Source organism: Amaricoccus solimangrovi (genome assembly GCF_006385685.1).
Lineage (GTDB): Bacteria > Pseudomonadota > Alphaproteobacteria > Rhodobacterales > Rhodobacteraceae > Amaricoccus > Amaricoccus solimangrovi.
In genome coordinates this window covers 12,889-28,932 of sequence record NZ_VFRP01000020.1, presented here as the reverse complement: position 1 = coordinate 28,932, position 16,044 = coordinate 12,889, and the positions used below count along the sequence as shown (strand labels likewise).

The window sequence follows — 16,044 nt, the reverse complement described above, 5'->3', positions numbered from 1 at the left end:
GAACGCAGAAACTACATCAGAAGCGCACCGTTAGGCCACCGCCCGCTCCGAAGCGGTTGTCGTAGCTGCCCATCAGCGAAAAACTCTTCGACATCAGGTACTCCAGCCCCACATTCCAGGTGGTCTCGCTTCGGTAACTATCCACTTTACCCGTGCCTTCCTCCGGCTCAAAGTCGTTAACCCAACCAAAGTCCGCCTGGTACTCATACTCGCCAAACAGAAACGTACGCGGAAAAATGAGAACTTCCCGGCCCAGGCTGATCTGAGGGCGCAGTTTGTTATCCATGCGCAGGTCCAGATTGAACATATAAGGTGTCAGCCACCTAATGCCGGTAATGGCGGTGGTCTCAACCTCATCCATACTATCCTCTTGCTCGTTTTCCACATTCACCCCCACAAACACGTTCAGGTAATCGTACAGGAACCTGCCGTAGGTAAGCTCTGCCTCCAGGTTCTTGTTCCATCCGTACTCTGCTGTTAAGGTAAACTGGTTGCGCAGATTCGATAGCACCATCCTTGTCTCGCTCATGTGGGAGGCGGCATCCACGGCACCCCAGAAGAAGAAGTGGTTGCTTTTGTTTGTCAGGATGTTGAGCGGGTAGCCTTTCAGGCGCGGGTCGCGGGGAGTGTCATAACTGAAGATGCGGGCCATACCGGCATCGAGGTGGTAGAGGATGTGGCAATGGAAAAACCAGTCGCCGTACTCGTTGGCATCAAACTCAATCACCACTTTCTGCATCGGTGCCACGTTTACGGTGTGCTTGAGCGGCGAGTACTCCCCGTGCTCGTTTATCACCCGAAAGAAATGCCCATGCAGGTGCATAGGGTGGTGCATCATGGTCAGGTTGTTGAGCGTGATGCGGGTAACTTCGCCCTGGTTAATTTTTATTTTGTCAGCTTCTTTTAGTGGCACGCCGTTCATACTCCAAATATAGCGCACCATGTTGCCGGTCAGGTTGAGGAGTATCTCCCGCACAGGTTTGTCTTCTGCAAAGTCGGTTGACTCGGGCGCCTTCAGGTAGTCGTAGTTGTATTCAGCAAACATCTCCATACCGGGCATTCCCTCGTGCTGCATTCCGATGCTTTTGCGCTCTTTAATGGAGTTGGCTTTGGCTGTGTCAACATCTTGCTCGTGCATACGGTGGTTCATCTTCGCGTGGTCCATTTCCATGGCAACGGCGGAGTCTTGCCGCATTTCCCTGCTGTGCATGGTATGGTTCATTTTGGTGTGATCCATACCCTTTGCAGCGGTGGTGTCTTTTGGCATTCTCTGGTGCTCCATTTTGGAGTGGTCTATCTTTTTAGCGCCTGTTGTGTCCTGCTTCATCTCCATGTTGTGCTGCATGGGCTTCTGCTTCTTTTCCGGCTGTTTCATGTCCATCTGGTCCATACTTTTGCCGTGCTCCATGTGCATGCCTTCCCCCATCTGCATCTCATCATCCATCTGCATGCCCCACTCCTTCATCATCTCGTAAGGCTCCTCCTCGCTGGGGTTGAACTTGGTGGCCGGAGCTCCCATTTTCATGCTCATGGCTGCCATCTGCTGCATCATCGCAATCTTATCCGGTCGGGGCACATCGGGTGCGGGTATAACAGGCCCCTGGCCAAGCAAGGCAGAGGTGTGGCCGGAGCCGTCCTGCACGGTGGCCTTCATCTCCAGCTTCCCGTTCTGCGGAATGGTCACAATAAAATCGTAGGTCTCGGCTACCGCGATAAAGGTTTTGTCACGCTTAACGGGTACCACATCGGGGCCATCGGCGGCAACCAACAGGGGCGTGTCTCCGCCAAAGGTGAGCCAGAACTGGCTGGATGCGGCTGCGTTGATCACCCGCAGCCTTACCTTTTGCCCCGGCTTATACTCTGGGTACTCCCGCACAGGCTGCCCGTTTGTCAGGAAGGCGGGGTAGTATATGTCGGCGATGTCGGCTCCCTCCATGCGCTGTTTCCAAAAATTTAGCTGCGCCCCCAATGCTCCCCTGGCTATTACCATACTTAGCGGTATGGAAGTGCCCTTCTGGATGTCATAGATTTCCAAGCCTCGCTTCAGCGTCTTCAGTACGTTTGTAGGTTTTTCGTAGGTCCAGTCCGACAGCACCACCACCAGGTCCGAGTCATAGTCCAGCTTCTGTTCCCGGTCCTCAACCACAATGGAGCCATACACCCCCATCTGCTCCTGCAAACCGGTGTGGGAGTGATACCAGTAGGTGCCGGTATGCTTAAGCTCAAATTCATAGGTAAAGGTAGTGCCCGGCTCAACGGGCGGTGTGGTAAGGTAAGGAACCCCGTCAAAGAAGTTGGGCAGTAGGATGCCGTGCCAATGGATAGAAGTTTCCTTAGGCATCTTGTTGGTCACACGGATCACCGCATAGTCGCCGATCTTAAACCGCAGGGTCGGGCCGGGGATGGAGCCGTTGATGGTCATGCCCATACTTTTTTTGCCGGCTATCTTCACCTGCTGCTGGTCAATGGTCAGGTTGTAAACAATAGTGTCGGTTTGGGCAGCGGCCTCTTTTTGGGTAAGCGCAAGGTGTATTATCATGAAAATCACTAACGCTGCATAATTTCTACTATTCAGGATACTTTGCATAAGTATGGGAAATTTAATATACTTTGACTGGCTGATTTGCCCTACAGCCAAAGAGAAACTCTGCTCCGGCTTCCTATCCACTCAACTGACACAGCCTTTCAGTTAATTCTGTAAGCTTGAAGCTGGCGGTAATTCTGCTTTAGCTTTAAATAGTAAACCCCCACCACCGGAGCGACTGCAAAAATCTCCGACAGCAGGGGGATATTTCTATTGTACTTTTTTATGGCTCAAGTAACTATACATCAGTTTAGTTGTACGGTATTATCACCGGTTTCACTGGCTACTTAGTAGTTGCTCTTTGTACTTGCCACATCATTTTATACTAGTGTGGCAAACAATTTGGCTTTCAGTAAACCAGCTACCATACTTAAGCCTGATTTATGAAGCACTCATGTACTGCTCACAGGCCTGCACTAACTTGGCGCAAGAGTCAGCACATTCCTGGCAATGCTGCATATCGTGTTTCTTGCATTCTTCTTGGCAGGCTTTGGTAATTTTGATACACTCCTGTACAAGATCTTTCGCGTAGCGGGAGTCACGCGATACATAGTCTAATGTAGCTCTACAAATAGCAGCGCAGTCCAGATCCAGCCGGATGCAGGGCACCATTTTTTTTATATCGTCTTCCTGGAGGCAAGAAATAGCACAATGGTTGCAAGATACCTCACATGCTGCTAAGGCTTTTATTAAGTCTTTGTTCATAGTTATACAAATTAGTTCAACACATTTCTGTTATACTCTCCGTGTAGCAGCACCGTTTTACATATTTTGAGTCAATTTTTATATATACTTAGAAAAAAACCGCCTTGAATTATCAATCGGCAAGAGGTAAAGGTTAAAACAATTTGTAGGCATGTTGTTTAACTGCACCGGCTAGCGAATTACAAAAAGTGCTGCAAATCCATTCTTCTATATATTCGTTAAGAAGCATATTTAGTGCAAACCATGCTATTTTATGAATATCCTATACCTCTGCCTTGGAGCCTTCCTTTTTGCCATCACCGTACTTGATATCATTAAAACCACGCTTTCGTCCAACGGAGGAGGAAAAATCACCAATCTTGTGTCCAGGTCCGTCTGGAAAGTGTTCTTTCTTGCTGCAGGCAGAAAAGGAAAATCAAAACTGCTACAGTATGCCGGCCCATCTGTACTGGTCTCTATCCTGCTGGTGTGGGTAGTCGGGCTTTGGCTGGGGCTGTTCCTGCTGCTGCTGTCAGATCCCGACGCTGTTCAGAAGAGCAGTACGCTGGCTCCTGCCGATGCCTGGGAGAAGCTGTATTATGCCGGTTTTACCCTCTCCACGCTGGGTGTGGGCGACTATGTGGTAACCAATGACTTCTGGCGGATTGTAACCAGTGTCGCGGCTTTCTCCGGCCTGGCTTTCATCACTACTTCCATCACGTATTTCATCCCGGTGCTGTCTGCCGTGGGCGTGCAAAGCAAGCTCAGCCTTTACATCAGCAGTATGGGTAAAACGCCGCAGCAGGTACTAACCAACAGCTGGAACGGGCAAGAACTCTCTTCTTTCTTCGATACTACTTCGGATCTGTGTCAAATGCTGCTGCAGCACACCGTTAACCATCAGTCTTACCCTGTCATTCACTATTTTCATGACAGTAAGCCTGAACAGGCTATCACACCTGCTGTTGTGCTGCTGGCTGAAACGCACCTGATGCTGGCGCAAACGGTATCACCACAGGCGGGAGTAGATCAGCTGAAAATGAGTATGCTGCAGAAAGCGCTGGACTCGTACCTAAATATGGTAAAAGGCAGCTTCTTGACAAGTGCCTCCCCTAAAGAGGGCGCCCCAGTTCCTGATCTTTCGGAGCTGGAGGAGAAAGGGATACCACTCCAGCATAAGCCACTTTTTAGCCATGAGGTACAGGAACACAGAAAACTGCTTACGGCATTACTGGAAATGGACGGCTGGACCTGGGATGTGGTACATAAAACTAATGGCTGATAGCTGGCTGTAGTATTTTAGCAACTTTCTGTCATTTCGAACACTCTTAACGCGAGAGTCTAAGAGAGCGAGTATAGCTTTGGAAAATCTGAATTATTGCACAAAGCATTACAGATTTCTCCCTTTGGTAGAAATGACAACACACAATTGAGTATAAGGTAAAAAGCAACAGCCCTGCCTTTCTTAGAGAGGCAGGGCTGTTACTTTTTGGTGTAGTTAATCGAGATTAGAGATACTTACCCTCTGGCGCTAAACCCAATTTACACCTCATGTGTGTAGCGCCTCAAGACTGTTTAATCCGACCAATCTTCAATAATTGCATGTTTAGAGCAGGTGCTATTCTTTATCCAGGCGCTCTAACATTGCTTTCATCTCACTAATCTCTTTTCTCTGCGCTTTAATTATTTCTTCCGACAGTTTCTTTACCTCAGGATCTTTAATGTCAGCACGCTCGCTGGCTAATATGGCAATAGAATGGTGCGGGATCATGGCTTTCATCCAAAGCACATCGCCGATTGGTTCTTGTGCGCGAACAAGAGATAAAGCACTTATAAACAAGAGAATACTTCCTGCAATAATTGCCATGTTCTTTGTTCTGTTCTTGTACATTTTTCTCATGAACAAAAACATGATCACGGCCATTGCCGAAATACCCAGGCAGGACATGTAAAAGCGTGTCATGCTAAAATACACATGGTCAAACTGATACGTGTTCATGTACATGGTGATGTACATCGCAACAAAAGAGAAGGCCAGCATCAATACAAACTTTGTGTAGCTTCCTTTCATATTACTATTTTGGTTAGCGTGTTCCATTTTATGGTTTTATAGTTGTTGAAGTAAAGTATATAGAAACGTGAATATTTAAGCAGAGTTGGATTTCTTTAACTCTTACAACCTGAAGGGAATTTTATTTTATTCCGCCGCTTACCCGCAAGCGGCACACCGAAAGAAGGCAGTAATCAGTTGGTCCTGCTAACTCAACGCACAAAAGAGTGTTGCATACAAATGACCGAGATGCTGAAGCAGGCATGTATAAAAAGCTAAGTATTACCCTTTTTAAACCTGCCTGCTTTAATCTGGGCATAGTTGATGGCTGCTACTAAGATCACGCCACCGAGTATGTTGCCGATAAGCGTGGGCAGGATATAATTCCCCAGCACATCGAACCAGGAAACCTGTTGTGTGGCAGCAAGCGTAAAGGTTTCGACAGCACCTGCCACAACATGGCTAAAATGGCCAATTCCTACTATGTATGTAATAATTATAATTACCCAAACCCGGGCGGCATCAGCATAAGGTAAGAGCCATACCATCAGGGCGATAAGCCAGCCAGCAAACACCGCCCGCAACAGGGTAGTGCCAAAACCCGGCTCCATTGCCTTCTTCCCTATCGCCTCAAAAGCCTTCATCACATGCGGCTCGAAGATAGAGGTATAGGCGATTGCCCTAGCGATAATTAAAGCGCTCAGCAGGTTGGCGAAAAGCACTATCCCCCAAAGACGCCCGACATTCAAGAACGTAGCCATGTTTTTACGGTGCAGCAGCGGCAGTATTGGTGTGAGCGTGTTCTCGGTGAATAGTTGCTGCTTGCCCAGAACCACGATCAGAAAGCCCATGCTATACCCAAAGGTAGATACTAAAATACTCCATTCTGCATCCGGTAGATAAGCCTTCAGCAATCCCTCCGAGATCATGGAAAAACCCATCGAAAGCCCAGCCGCCAAACCAGACCATAATAAAGCTGGTGAAGACCGCTTCAGTTCGGATTCAGCCTCCTCAAAAACTATTGCGTGGATATTTCTGGCAGAGGGCGAGCGGTCTAAAACAACCTCCTGTGGATTTGTCTCCAAGTGTTTATCTTCTATCATAGATATTAAATAATCGCCTTTAGATTCAAAACTGCACATATTAAACAACTTGGCACAGCCGTATGTAATAGCTTATCATTTATGTTTTTATAATGGTTACCATTCTTACAACTAATTAATCCTATATACTTTCCCTGTCTTGCCGGTTGGGCCTTCCTCGTCGCTCCCCAGAATGTACACCTCCCCGCTGTTGTCCTGTCCAAAGCCTAGCACGTAGTGCCCAAATGCACTGCCCGGCTTGTCACGAAAGTAAAGCTTCCTGTAGCTCCAGGGCCCCTGCTCGCCAGCCATCTTTGCTGCAAAAACGGCCCCGTCCGGTTTGCCGTGGTGCTGGGTCCAGACTCCAAAAAGGTAGTCCCCATTCAGGGCTGCACGTTTGTTTCCTCTGTACACGTAGCCACCAACACTCACTATACCCAATCCTTCGTCCGGGTAGGTCATGCTGTTTTTGAATTCTATGACAGGGTTCACAAACTTGTTCCCCAGGCTGTCCTGGTCAGGGCAGTCAGGCAGCGGGTTTTTGTTGTCGGCAGCATTAAAGCACAGCGTGCCTTCTTTCACGTTCCAGCCGTAGTTCGCTCCTTTCCGGATAACATTGATCTCCTCGCGCAGCACCTGCCCCGCGTCAGCAGCGATGATCATACCCGTTTTGTTGTCGATGGAAAAGCGGTAGGGGTTACGCAGACCATGGGCATAGATTTCCTTCATGCCGTCCTGATTGCCAGCGAAGGGGTTATCCGAAGGAATACCATAAGGGGAACCGCTGTTGACGTCGATGCGCAAAATACTGCCCAATAGGTTCTGTTTCACGTCCTGGCCGTTGCCACCGTCATTTTTGTTATACCAATCCGTGACGTGCCCTTCCCCGATGTCATTTTTGTTGCCACCGTCGCCTAAACTGATGTATAGATATCCATCGGGGCCGAACATGAGCGTGCCGGCATTATGGTTATCCTGCGGCTGGTTCACATTAATCAGCACTTTCTCTGAGTTGGGGTCGGCTTTTTCGCGGTTGTTTCCTGTCGCCATGTATTCTGCCACCACGCTGGTATGATCAAAGCCACTAGGGGCATCCGGTCTTAGCGGGGCGCTATAGTATACAAAGAGCCTTCCGTTGCTTTTAAACTCCGGATGGAAGGCTAAGCCCAGCAGCCCCCTTTCTTCATGTTTACTTTTAAGCTTGATAATCTTGCTCTGCAGATCCAGAAATGGCTCCGGTTGTAGCTGGCCGTCTTTCACCACTCTAATCACACCTACCTGGTCTACCACAAAAAGCCGCTCGTCGTTAGGTGGTTGCGTCAGGAACACCGGGGAGACCAGATCAGCGGCAATCATTTGGAGGCTTACCGAGTCCACAGGTTGTGCTTCTTGTGAAGCCGTTGCATCTGCGACGTCAGAAGAGGGTGTTGAAGTACAAGCGTAATTCAGCAATAGTGGAAGTGTTAAGACAAACAAGTACAGCTTTTTCATAGTTTTAGATATTGATTGGTCTTCATTTATAAACGGTAATCAAGTGCAGTTGCTTTTATGCTGCGCCTGCTGCTATCAAGGCTGTTTTCAATTTATTTTATTCCCACGCCCACACTTTATTTTTTATGTTAGGCTCACAAATCTCCGCCACTAATGCCCATTACACGTATAATTTCAGCCTTATACCCGGCCTCTTCTACTGCGCTCTCAACTACCTGAGGGTCCAGCCCCGTGCCTGACACGCTCAGCACCTTTTCTGCGCTTTCCGTGTCGAGGCTCCACTTGCTTATCCTTTCTTCTTTATCTAAAAGTGGTGCCACTTTGGACAAGGCTTCCTCATCCACGACGTTTGTCTTAAACTTTATTATTTCCATATCAGTTTGAGTTTTCCATTTGCTGTAAAACTATTTATAACGGTCAGTTAGGGTACGTGCTGATGCTGTGCAGGCTTCAGGGCCTCCTCAACTTCTCTTTTTTATGTTCCTCCCGCACCTGCACTTTTACCGCGTCAGTCGGTAGTGCCTTACTTGATGTACTCGTCCCCACTCGGCATAAACTTCTGTTTTAGGCCCTAAGGGTACAGCCAGGGCAGCCACTTCCAAACCAAGCAGTGCCCCGCTGATGATGTCGCTCCATTTCATAAAAGCGACCCGCTCTTCCATACTCAGCCACACTTCGCTTCCGCCGCTGGGCTCGGTCACCGCCCTCCCATAGTCGAAGGTCAGCGGAGACAGCAGCACCCATACCCCCAGGATGATGATCATCCAGTAAACCCACAGCGTTTGCATGTGGTGCATGTGCAGCATCTTTTGGCGCATCTCGGGGTTCATTTCCATGTCATGGTCCTTGCCTTTACCGTCACCACCTCCGCCTTCGTGCATTTACTTGTTATGTTCGCGCAGCTGCCTTTCGGCCATGGGCCGGGTTACGCCGCGCATCCCCGCCACCCTGATGCTTGCCGTTGTTATGTGTGTTATGTTGACTGTTATCCATGCTGGTAGTGCTATCTTACATGTAGTTAATTGCAAAGGAGCTAATAAGCTGTACCGCCACAACAGTTCCTTGCAAGGAGTGCACAGCACCAGTTGCACCTTTGCTGTTCCTGTTTTACAAGTCATTTCAGATTACGGTTTTATATATTACTGAACTGCTTTTATATATTTTATGCAAAAAAATGGGTGAGCTCCTGCAAAAGCGGTGATAGGCACTTGCGCCATAGTACTATTTTTATCGTGCGCTTATCTCCCGAAACCTTGCTATCTTTACCTTTTTGTAGCAAACCCAGAAACCACCCTTACCTGATGCCTACGCTCCACTGGATTGGAAAAGAAAAAGTAGTGAACCACCACCGCGACGTGCCCTTCAGGGTGCTGGAGCCTGCCTATACTTTCACCACCGAACAGCATACTGCACCCGCCGCAGCCGCAAACAAGATCATACACGGTGATAACCTGGAGGCGCTAAAGGCGCTGCTGCCGGAGTATGAGGGCAAGGTGAAATGCATTTACATCGACCCGCCTTACAATACCGGCAACGAGAGCTGGGTGTACAACGACAATGTAAACGACCCTAAAATACAGCGGTGGCTGCAGCAAGTGGTGGGCAAAGAGGGCGAGGACCTGACCCGCCACGACAAATGGCTCTGCATGATGTACCCGCGCCTGAAGTTGCTGCACAAGTTGCTGTCAAGTGATGGTGCCATTTTCATCTCAATAGATGATAATGCACAAGGATTTCTAAGACCTCTAGTGGACGAAGTATTTGGCGTAGGTAATTTCGTTACTAACATCATATGGGAGAAAGCAGACTCTCCCCGCAATTCGGCTCGACAGTTCTCTACTGACCATGACTATATCATGGTTTATTCTAAAAGTACTGATTGGGTACCGAACAAACTCCCAAGGAATGAGGTATCCAATTCTATTTATTCTAATCCAGACAAAGATCCAAGGGGGCCTTGGTTGCCAGGTGATCCATATGCTAACAAGCCTTACTCAAAGGGCTTGTATACCATTGAGGGACCGACTGGTAGGTCTTTTTCTCCTCCGCAAGGAAGGTTCTGGCGTATCTCGGAAGAGAAGTTGCGTGATTTAGATAAAGATGGTAGGATATGGTGGGGGCCAAACGGAAGTGCTAGACCAAGCATAAAGCGTTATCTTTCTGAGGTGTCGGATCTTGTGCCGCGTACTTTATGGAAGAAAGACGAGGTAGGAAGCAACAGAACCTCAAAGAATGAAATCAATCTTCTATTTCCTGAGTCAGCTTCGTTTGACACTCCTAAGCCTAGCCTGTTAGTAGAACGAGTTCTTAGACTTGCTACCGAGAAAGACTCTATTATCCTAGATAGCTTCGCGGGCTCCGGCACCACCGCCCATGCCGTGCTGAACCTGAACAAAGAGGATGGCGGGAACCGCAGGTTTATACTGGTAGAGATGGAAGACTATGCCGAAAGTATAACCGCCGAGCGTGTGAAGCGTGTGATGCAGGGTTATGGCGAAGGCAGTAAAGCAGTAGCAGGCACAGGCGGCGACTTTACCTATTATACATTAGGCCCGTGCCTGTTTGATGAGGAGCACAACCTGAACGAGGCAGTGGGCCTGGAGCGTATGCGGCAATACATCTGGTATTCCGAAACCCGCAGCCCCTACCCTGCCCCTGTCGCTGGCTCCGATGCTTACTTTTTGGGCAGCCTGCACCACACCGCCTACTATTTTGTGTACGAGCCAGACCAAATCACAAACCTTGACTACGATTTCCTGGCCACCGTCACGCACAAGGCAGAGCAGTATGTGATGTATGCCGACAACTGCCTGCTTCCCAAAGAGCTGTTGCAGAAGTATAACATCGTTTTCAAAAAGATACCGAGAGATATTTCAAGGTTTTAAGATATGCCAGCACAGCAAAACCCGCCGGAATCAACTATCTTCTTCTATACTACCCCCGATCATCAGATAAAAGAGGGTGTATACTTTCTGGATAAACCGGCAACTATTAGAAAAATTTGAACAATTCAGTAAGAGGAAGTCGCCAGTTAAGCCGATTCCGATAAAGAAGTAGAAAAGCTAAACGCCAGTTCTAAAAAAACCAACAGACGAACGGGAGCCTAAATGGAGTTAAAAACATATCAGCAGCAGGTAATACAGGACCTCGAAACATTTCTGGAGTATACCCAGCAGCACAAGCTGGTTGGGGAGGCTTTCAGTAAGTATTGGGAGGACAAAATAGGCCCTTACAACCCGCTAACGGGCGAGGGCATGCGCCCCTACAAAAACAATGTGCCGGGGGCAGCCAGCATCTGCATTAAAGTACCCACCGCTGGTGGCAAAACCTTTATTGCCTGCAATGCCCTGAGCACCATTTTCAGGGCCTTCCCGGTAGAAAAGCCCAAGGCCGTGGTATGGCTGGTGCCGTGGAGTAACCTGCTGGACCAGACGGTAAAGAACCTGAGCGACCCAAATCACCCTTACCGCCAGAAGCTGGATGCCCTCTTCAACCACCGCGTAGAAGTATACCGGAAAGACGATCTGCTGCAGGGGGCTAACTTCAACCCAACGGTGGTGCAGGAGCAGCTCACCATCATCGTCATGAGCTTTGCCAGCCTGCGTGCCCGCCGCAAGGAAGACCGCAAAGTATACCAGGAAAACGGGCAACTGGCGCAGTTCGCACAACACTATAAAGACACCTCTCACCTGCTGGACAATACAGACGAGACGGCGCTGATCAACGTGATCCGTAGCCTGAACCCTGTGGTAGTGGTAGATGAAAGCCACAATGCCGAAAGCGACCTGAGTGTGGACATGCTGCAGGCCCTGAATCCGTCTTTCCTGCTGGACCTTACCGCCACGCCAAAGGAGAACAGCAATATCATCAGCCTGGTGCCTGCCATTGAGCTGAAGAAAGAGCACATGGTAAAGCTGCCTGTAATCGTGTATAACCACCACGACAAAACGGAGGTGGTGAACAGCGCTCTGCACCTGCAACAGAACCTGGAGCAGCTGGCCAAGGCCCAACACAAAAACGGAGGCCGCTATATACGCCCGATCGTGCTGTTTCAGGCGCAGCCACGCACCGGCGAAGACAATACCACCTTCGACAAGCTGAAGCAGCAACTGCTTAAACTGGGCATTCCGGAGGAGCAGATCAAGATAAAAACAGCAAACAAAGACGAGCTGAAGGGCGTGGATCTAATGTCGGAGAAATGCCCGGTCCGCTTCATCATTACGATAAACGCCCTGAAAGAAGGCTGGGACTGCCCCTTTGCCTACATACTGGCATCCCTGGCCGACAAGTCCTCGGCCGTGGATGTGGAGCAGATACTGGGTCGGGTGCTGCGCCAGCCCTATGTGATGAAACACAGCCACCCCTTGCTGAACGTGTCCTACGTGCTCACAGCCTCAGCCAAGTTTAATGAAACGCTGCAGAATATTGTAAAAGGGCTGCAGGCATCCGGTTTCAGCAGCAAAGACTACCGCCATAAGGATGCACTGCCGGAGGCACCAAAGCCAGAGGAAACGCCTCAGCAATCGCTGAACAAGGCATTCTTCCCAGAGGAGTACCCGGAGACACCCAATGAGGACGAGATCGACACCGGTCGCATTAGCTATAGCCTTGATACTCCTTTACCTCCTACTGCCTCCTCTTCCGTCATTTCACAGATCGAGCAAATGGCTGTGCAGCAGGTTGCTGAAACAGAGCAGCGGATAAAGGAACAAGAGAAATCGAATACTGACAACATCTTTTCTGAAATGGGTGAAAAAGTACAGCGTTACCAGATGCGGGATGCCTTTGCAGAAACGGCACAGCAGATAGTCTTGCCGCAGTTTTTCCTGGAAGTACCCACCAGCTCTATTTTCGATATGGAAACAGGTGCTGCCCTACTTAATCAGGAGGTGCTGTTAAAAGGTTTCCGGCTTTCCGATGAGGATACTAAAGTAGCGTTTGACAGCATCTCATCGGATATGTACAAGGTGGATCTGCATGAGGCCAAGAAGGATGACTTCACACCGTCTTTCGCGAAGATTGAGCAGCAACAGGTAAAGGATCCCATTGCCGAGTACATTCTGGCAAAGCCTAAGGAGAGCCAGGTAAAAGACATTGGTCACCAGATCATGCAGCTTATCGGCAACATGTACCCTATCGCTGAACAGGAGGTAAAAATCTACGTGGAGCGGATTCTTTCCAAGCTAACAACCGAACAGCTTCGGGATTTCCTGTCGCGCAAGTATAGCTACACCGATAAGATAAAGAAGAAGATCCGATCACTGGCTGACGCCTATGCAGAACAGCGCTTTAATGAGCAGCTGAAGATTGGAAAAATTACAGCAGCTGCAAACTGGAAGTTTCCTGTGACTTTGGTGCCCGGTGCACTGGGTGCGCCGGTTGCCAGCTCACTTTATGAGCGCGAGGGAAGTATGAACAATTTTGAACAGAGCAGCATTATGGAGCTTTCAGGCCTGCCAAATGTACTGTTCTGGCATCGTAACCTGGGCCGTGGCAAGGGCTTTGCCATAAACGGGTTCAAGTCTAACCATTACCCTGATTTCATACTTTACACGAAGTCTGGAAGGGTAATACTTTTGGAAACGAAGGGAGATGATCGGGATAATTCAGACAGCGAAGCAAAATGCCGTTTAGGCAATCAGTGGGCACAACTGGCTGGTTCTGGCTATAACTATTTTATGGTTTTTGAGAGTAAAGCTATAGAGGGAGCTTACAACCTGAATAAGGCTAAGGAGCTGATAGGGCAGCTGTAATTATAGCTCAACCAAGAGCTGGCCTTCTCATCGACTGCTGTTATCTTAGAAAGACAACTTACATAGTTATACACCATTTGCTGTTGGGGAACCCCCAATAGCTTTTCACTAATCTAATACAATTTTAGCCATGTGGCAGCCAACTGATTTACCTGTTCCTGTTGAAGTAGAGACAAAAGCCGTTTTAAAACAGGCGACGACAGCCCACCGCTATCTGGCCGAGCTGAAAGGAGTGGCCGCAACTATTCCCAATGAACAGATATTGATCAGCACGCTTACGCTGCAGGAAGCGCGGGACAGTTCGGCCATTGAGAACATCATCACCACCCAGGATGAGTTGTTCAAAGCCGAACTGCAGGCAGGTTACGCCCTAAGCACTGCCACTAAGGAGGTGCAGAACTATGCCACTGCCTTACGAGAAGGATTTGAAGCGGTGCGTAAGAATAAGATTCTGAGCTTAAGCCATATTCTTAGGATTCAACAGGAACTTGAGCAGAACAACGCTGGCCTGCGTAAGCTGCCAGGCACGGCATTGAAAAATGCCAAAACGGGTGAAACGGTTTACACACCGCCGCAGCACCCTGACCAGATAGAACACCTCATGCATAACCTCGTCCAATATATTAATGATGACGAGGTATCGGATGTCGACCCGCTGATCAAGATGGCCATCATCCACCACCAATTTGAGAGTATACATCCTTTCTATGACGGGAATGGCCGCACAGGACGTATCATCAACATCCTGTACCTGGTGTGCAAAGACCTGCTGCAACTACCTGTGCTATACCTCAGTCGCTATGTGGTGGAAAATAAGGCAGACTATTACCGCCTACTGCAGCAGGTACGCGACTCAGGTGACTGGGAGGCATGGCTCCTGTTCATGTTGAAGGGAGTGGAAGAAACTGCCAAGCAGACCATCGAGATGGTGAAAAGCATAAACCTCCTCATGCAGCAGTACAAAAAAAGAATTCGTACGGACCTGCCAAAAATATACAGTCAGGATCTGCTCAACAACCTGTTCAAGCACCCCTACACCAAGATTGAGTTTGTGATGAAGGACCTCATGCTGGAGCGAAAAGCCGCTGCCAGATATTTAAATGCACTTGCTGATTTAGGACTGCTACAAAAAGAAAAGGTAGGCACGAGCAATTATTACCTGAACCTCCCCCTGATCGAGGTCTTTGTGAATGCCAAAGAGCAGTACACCTCCACCACGCCTGTTATAGGCACGCAAGATTCTTAATATGTACCAGGAATGCTGATTTTAGGGACATATAGCGGAAGGTGTGTACCAAGAATGTTAATTTCTGGTACATATAAAGTCAATGTGTACCAAGAAGACCTCGTATAAGTACACAAGGGTAAACTGTGGTATCCAAAATGCTACGGCACCTTTCTCAAACTTTCCCCTATCTTACTGCTGCCCCGACAGGCAAGCACCTCTTCCCCTGTCTTTAATGGATGGACGGTCCTTAGATTACACATCCCCTTTTGACCTGTTGGTTCTCTAAAATTTATAGCAAAGCAAAGACATTTTACATATTTGTGTATCTATAACATTTTATAAACGTCCGTTTGTAAAATGTTATAACTAACTTTGACCCGAGTTTCACCTATATAATAAGGAGTAGCGAAGATGAAGTACGTGGCTTACTACCGGGTCTCCACAAAGAAGCAAGGCCAGAGTGGGCTGGGTCTGGAGTCACAGCGCGAGATGGTGAAGGGTTTCCTCAAGCCCGGCGACACACTACTTGCCGAGCACATTGAGGTGGAGAGCGGCAAGCGCAACGACCGTCCGGAACTGGAGGCGGCCATCGCCCTGGCCAAGCGGGAGCAGGCCCAATTGCTGATTGCCAAACTGGATCGTCTCAGTCGTAACGCCGGGTTTATCTTTAAGCTGCGTGACAGCCACGTGGACTTTCTTGCCGTGGACATGCCCGATGCCAATACCCTGACCATCGGAATCTTCGCCGTATTGGCCCAGCATGAGCGGGAGTTAATCAGCTCCAGGACCAGAGCCGCGCTCCAGCAAAAGAAACTACAGGGTTTTGCCTTGGGTACGCCTGAGAACCTGACCCAGGGAGCCAGGACAAAAGGACTTCAGATACGGCAGGAGAACGCAGCATCGCACAAAGCCAACCGACAGGCCACGGAACTGATCCAGATGTATCGGGAAAAGGATATGACCTATCAGCAAATTGCTGACCGGCTTAACAGCCATGGCTTCACCACCCGCAGGGGGAAGAAATTCTTTGCCATCACCGTTCAGCGGCTTCACATCCGACAAGGGCAGCTTCAAACGGATGCCCTCACCAGCGTAGTTTAGGCTTACTATATTTATATTGAAAGTGCTTCATCTTTTGTATCTTATGTGGCATAAGAGTTATCACTCTATAC

Annotated in this window: 12 protein-coding genes; 5 read left to right on the top strand and 7 right to left on the bottom strand. The window is 48.9% G+C overall.

Features of this window, described 5'->3' with window-relative positions; translation table 11 throughout:
• Nucleotides 1-16: 16 nt before the first annotated feature.
• Both FJM51_RS26150 and FJM51_RS26145 read right to left on the bottom strand, forming a co-directional pair.
• Complete coding sequence (locus FJM51_RS26150; protein ID WP_210240317.1) at nt 17-2,638, bottom strand: multicopper oxidase domain-containing protein; 2,622 nt, start codon at nt 2,636-2,638, stop codon at nt 17-19.
• Nucleotides 2,639-2,965: 327 nt separating this feature from the next.
• On the bottom strand, nt 2,966-3,289 hold the full coding sequence (locus tag FJM51_RS26145) for a four-helix bundle copper-binding protein (RefSeq protein WP_140455320.1): 324 nt from the start codon (nt 3,287-3,289) through the stop codon (nt 2,966-2,968).
• Nucleotides 3,290-3,542: 253 nt separating this feature from the next.
• Between FJM51_RS26145 and FJM51_RS26140 the strand changes: the two genes are divergently transcribed.
• Entirely contained in the window at nt 3,543-4,550 is a 1,008-nt protein-coding gene (locus FJM51_RS26140; RefSeq protein ID WP_140455319.1) for a potassium channel family protein, read from the top strand.
• 336 nt (nt 4,551-4,886) lie between these two features.
• Here FJM51_RS26140 and FJM51_RS26135 read toward each other — a convergent pair whose 3' ends face one another.
• From FJM51_RS26135 to FJM51_RS26115, 5 genes are all read right to left on the bottom strand, one after another.
• A complete protein-coding gene (locus FJM51_RS26135; protein ID WP_210240316.1) occupies nt 4,887-5,339 on the bottom strand; it encodes a DUF305 domain-containing protein in 453 nt (150 codons plus the stop codon).
• Between the two features lie 254 nt (nt 5,340-5,593).
• Complete coding sequence (locus FJM51_RS26130; RefSeq protein ID WP_210240315.1) at nt 5,594-6,403, bottom strand: formate/nitrite transporter family protein; 810 nt, start codon at nt 6,401-6,403, stop codon at nt 5,594-5,596.
• A gap of 129 nt (nt 6,404-6,532) precedes the next feature.
• Nucleotides 6,533-7,891, bottom strand: a complete 1,359-nt coding sequence (locus FJM51_RS26125; RefSeq protein ID WP_140455317.1) for a PQQ-dependent sugar dehydrogenase — start codon at nt 7,889-7,891, stop codon at nt 6,533-6,535.
• A gap of 134 nt (nt 7,892-8,025) precedes the next feature.
• Nucleotides 8,026-8,265, bottom strand: a complete 240-nt coding sequence (locus FJM51_RS26120) for a copper chaperone (protein ID WP_140455316.1) — start codon at nt 8,263-8,265, stop codon at nt 8,026-8,028.
• A 126-nt stretch (nt 8,266-8,391) separates the two neighbouring features.
• Entirely contained in the window at nt 8,392-8,727 is a 336-nt protein-coding gene (locus FJM51_RS26115) for a hypothetical protein (protein ID WP_140455315.1), read from the bottom strand.
• Nucleotides 8,728-9,192: 465 nt separating this feature from the next.
• Between FJM51_RS26115 and FJM51_RS26110 the strand changes: the two genes are divergently transcribed.
• The 4 genes from FJM51_RS26110 to FJM51_RS26095 all read left to right on the top strand — a co-directional run bounded on the left by FJM51_RS26110 (nt 9,193) and on the right by FJM51_RS26095 (nt 15,973).
• Nucleotides 9,193-10,776, top strand: a complete 1,584-nt coding sequence (locus FJM51_RS26110; RefSeq protein ID WP_140455314.1) for a site-specific DNA-methyltransferase — start codon at nt 9,193-9,195, stop codon at nt 10,774-10,776.
• A gap of 222 nt (nt 10,777-10,998) precedes the next feature.
• Nucleotides 10,999-13,644, top strand: coding sequence for a DEAD/DEAH box helicase (locus tag FJM51_RS26105; RefSeq protein ID WP_140455313.1), 2,646 nt, complete (start codon nt 10,999-11,001; stop codon nt 13,642-13,644).
• A 130-nt stretch (nt 13,645-13,774) separates the two neighbouring features.
• Nucleotides 13,775-14,890, top strand: a complete 1,116-nt coding sequence (locus FJM51_RS26100; protein ID WP_025603943.1) for a Fic family protein — start codon at nt 13,775-13,777, stop codon at nt 14,888-14,890.
• A 393-nt stretch (nt 14,891-15,283) separates the two neighbouring features.
• Nucleotides 15,284-15,973: a recombinase family protein gene (locus FJM51_RS26095; RefSeq protein ID WP_112306905.1), complete on the top strand. Its 690-nt coding sequence runs from the start codon at nt 15,284-15,286 to the stop codon at nt 15,971-15,973.
• The last annotated feature ends 71 nt before the right edge of the window (nt 15,974-16,044 follow it).

Bases quoted from the DNA above. Each gene is read 5' to 3' on its own strand.
- FJM51_RS26145 (WP_140455320.1), bottom strand. From the start codon at position 3,289: ATGAACAAAGACTTAATAAAAGCCTTAGCAGCATGTGAGGTATCTTGC.
- FJM51_RS26140 (WP_140455319.1), top strand. From the start codon at position 3,543: ATGAATATCCTATACCTCTGCCTTGGAGCCTTCCTTTTTGCCATCACC.
- FJM51_RS26135 (WP_210240316.1), bottom strand. From the start codon at position 5,339: ATGAAAGGAAGCTACACAAAGTTTGTATTGATGCTGGCCTTCTCTTTT.
- FJM51_RS26125 (WP_140455317.1), bottom strand. From the start codon at position 7,891: ATGAAAAAGCTGTACTTGTTTGTCTTAACACTTCCACTATTGCTGAAT.
- FJM51_RS26120 (WP_140455316.1), bottom strand. From the start codon at position 8,265: ATGGAAATAATAAAGTTTAAGACAAACGTCGTGGATGAGGAAGCCTTG.
- FJM51_RS26115 (WP_140455315.1), bottom strand. From the start codon at position 8,727: ATGGAAATGAACCCCGAGATGCGCCAAAAGATGCTGCACATGCACCAC.
- FJM51_RS26110 (WP_140455314.1), top strand. From the start codon at position 9,193: ATGCCTACGCTCCACTGGATTGGAAAAGAAAAAGTAGTGAACCACCAC.
- FJM51_RS26105 (WP_140455313.1), top strand. From the start codon at position 10,999: ATGGAGTTAAAAACATATCAGCAGCAGGTAATACAGGACCTCGAAACA.
- FJM51_RS26100 (WP_025603943.1), top strand. From the start codon at position 13,775: ATGTGGCAGCCAACTGATTTACCTGTTCCTGTTGAAGTAGAGACAAAA.
- FJM51_RS26095 (WP_112306905.1), top strand. From the start codon at position 15,284: ATGAAGTACGTGGCTTACTACCGGGTCTCCACAAAGAAGCAAGGCCAG.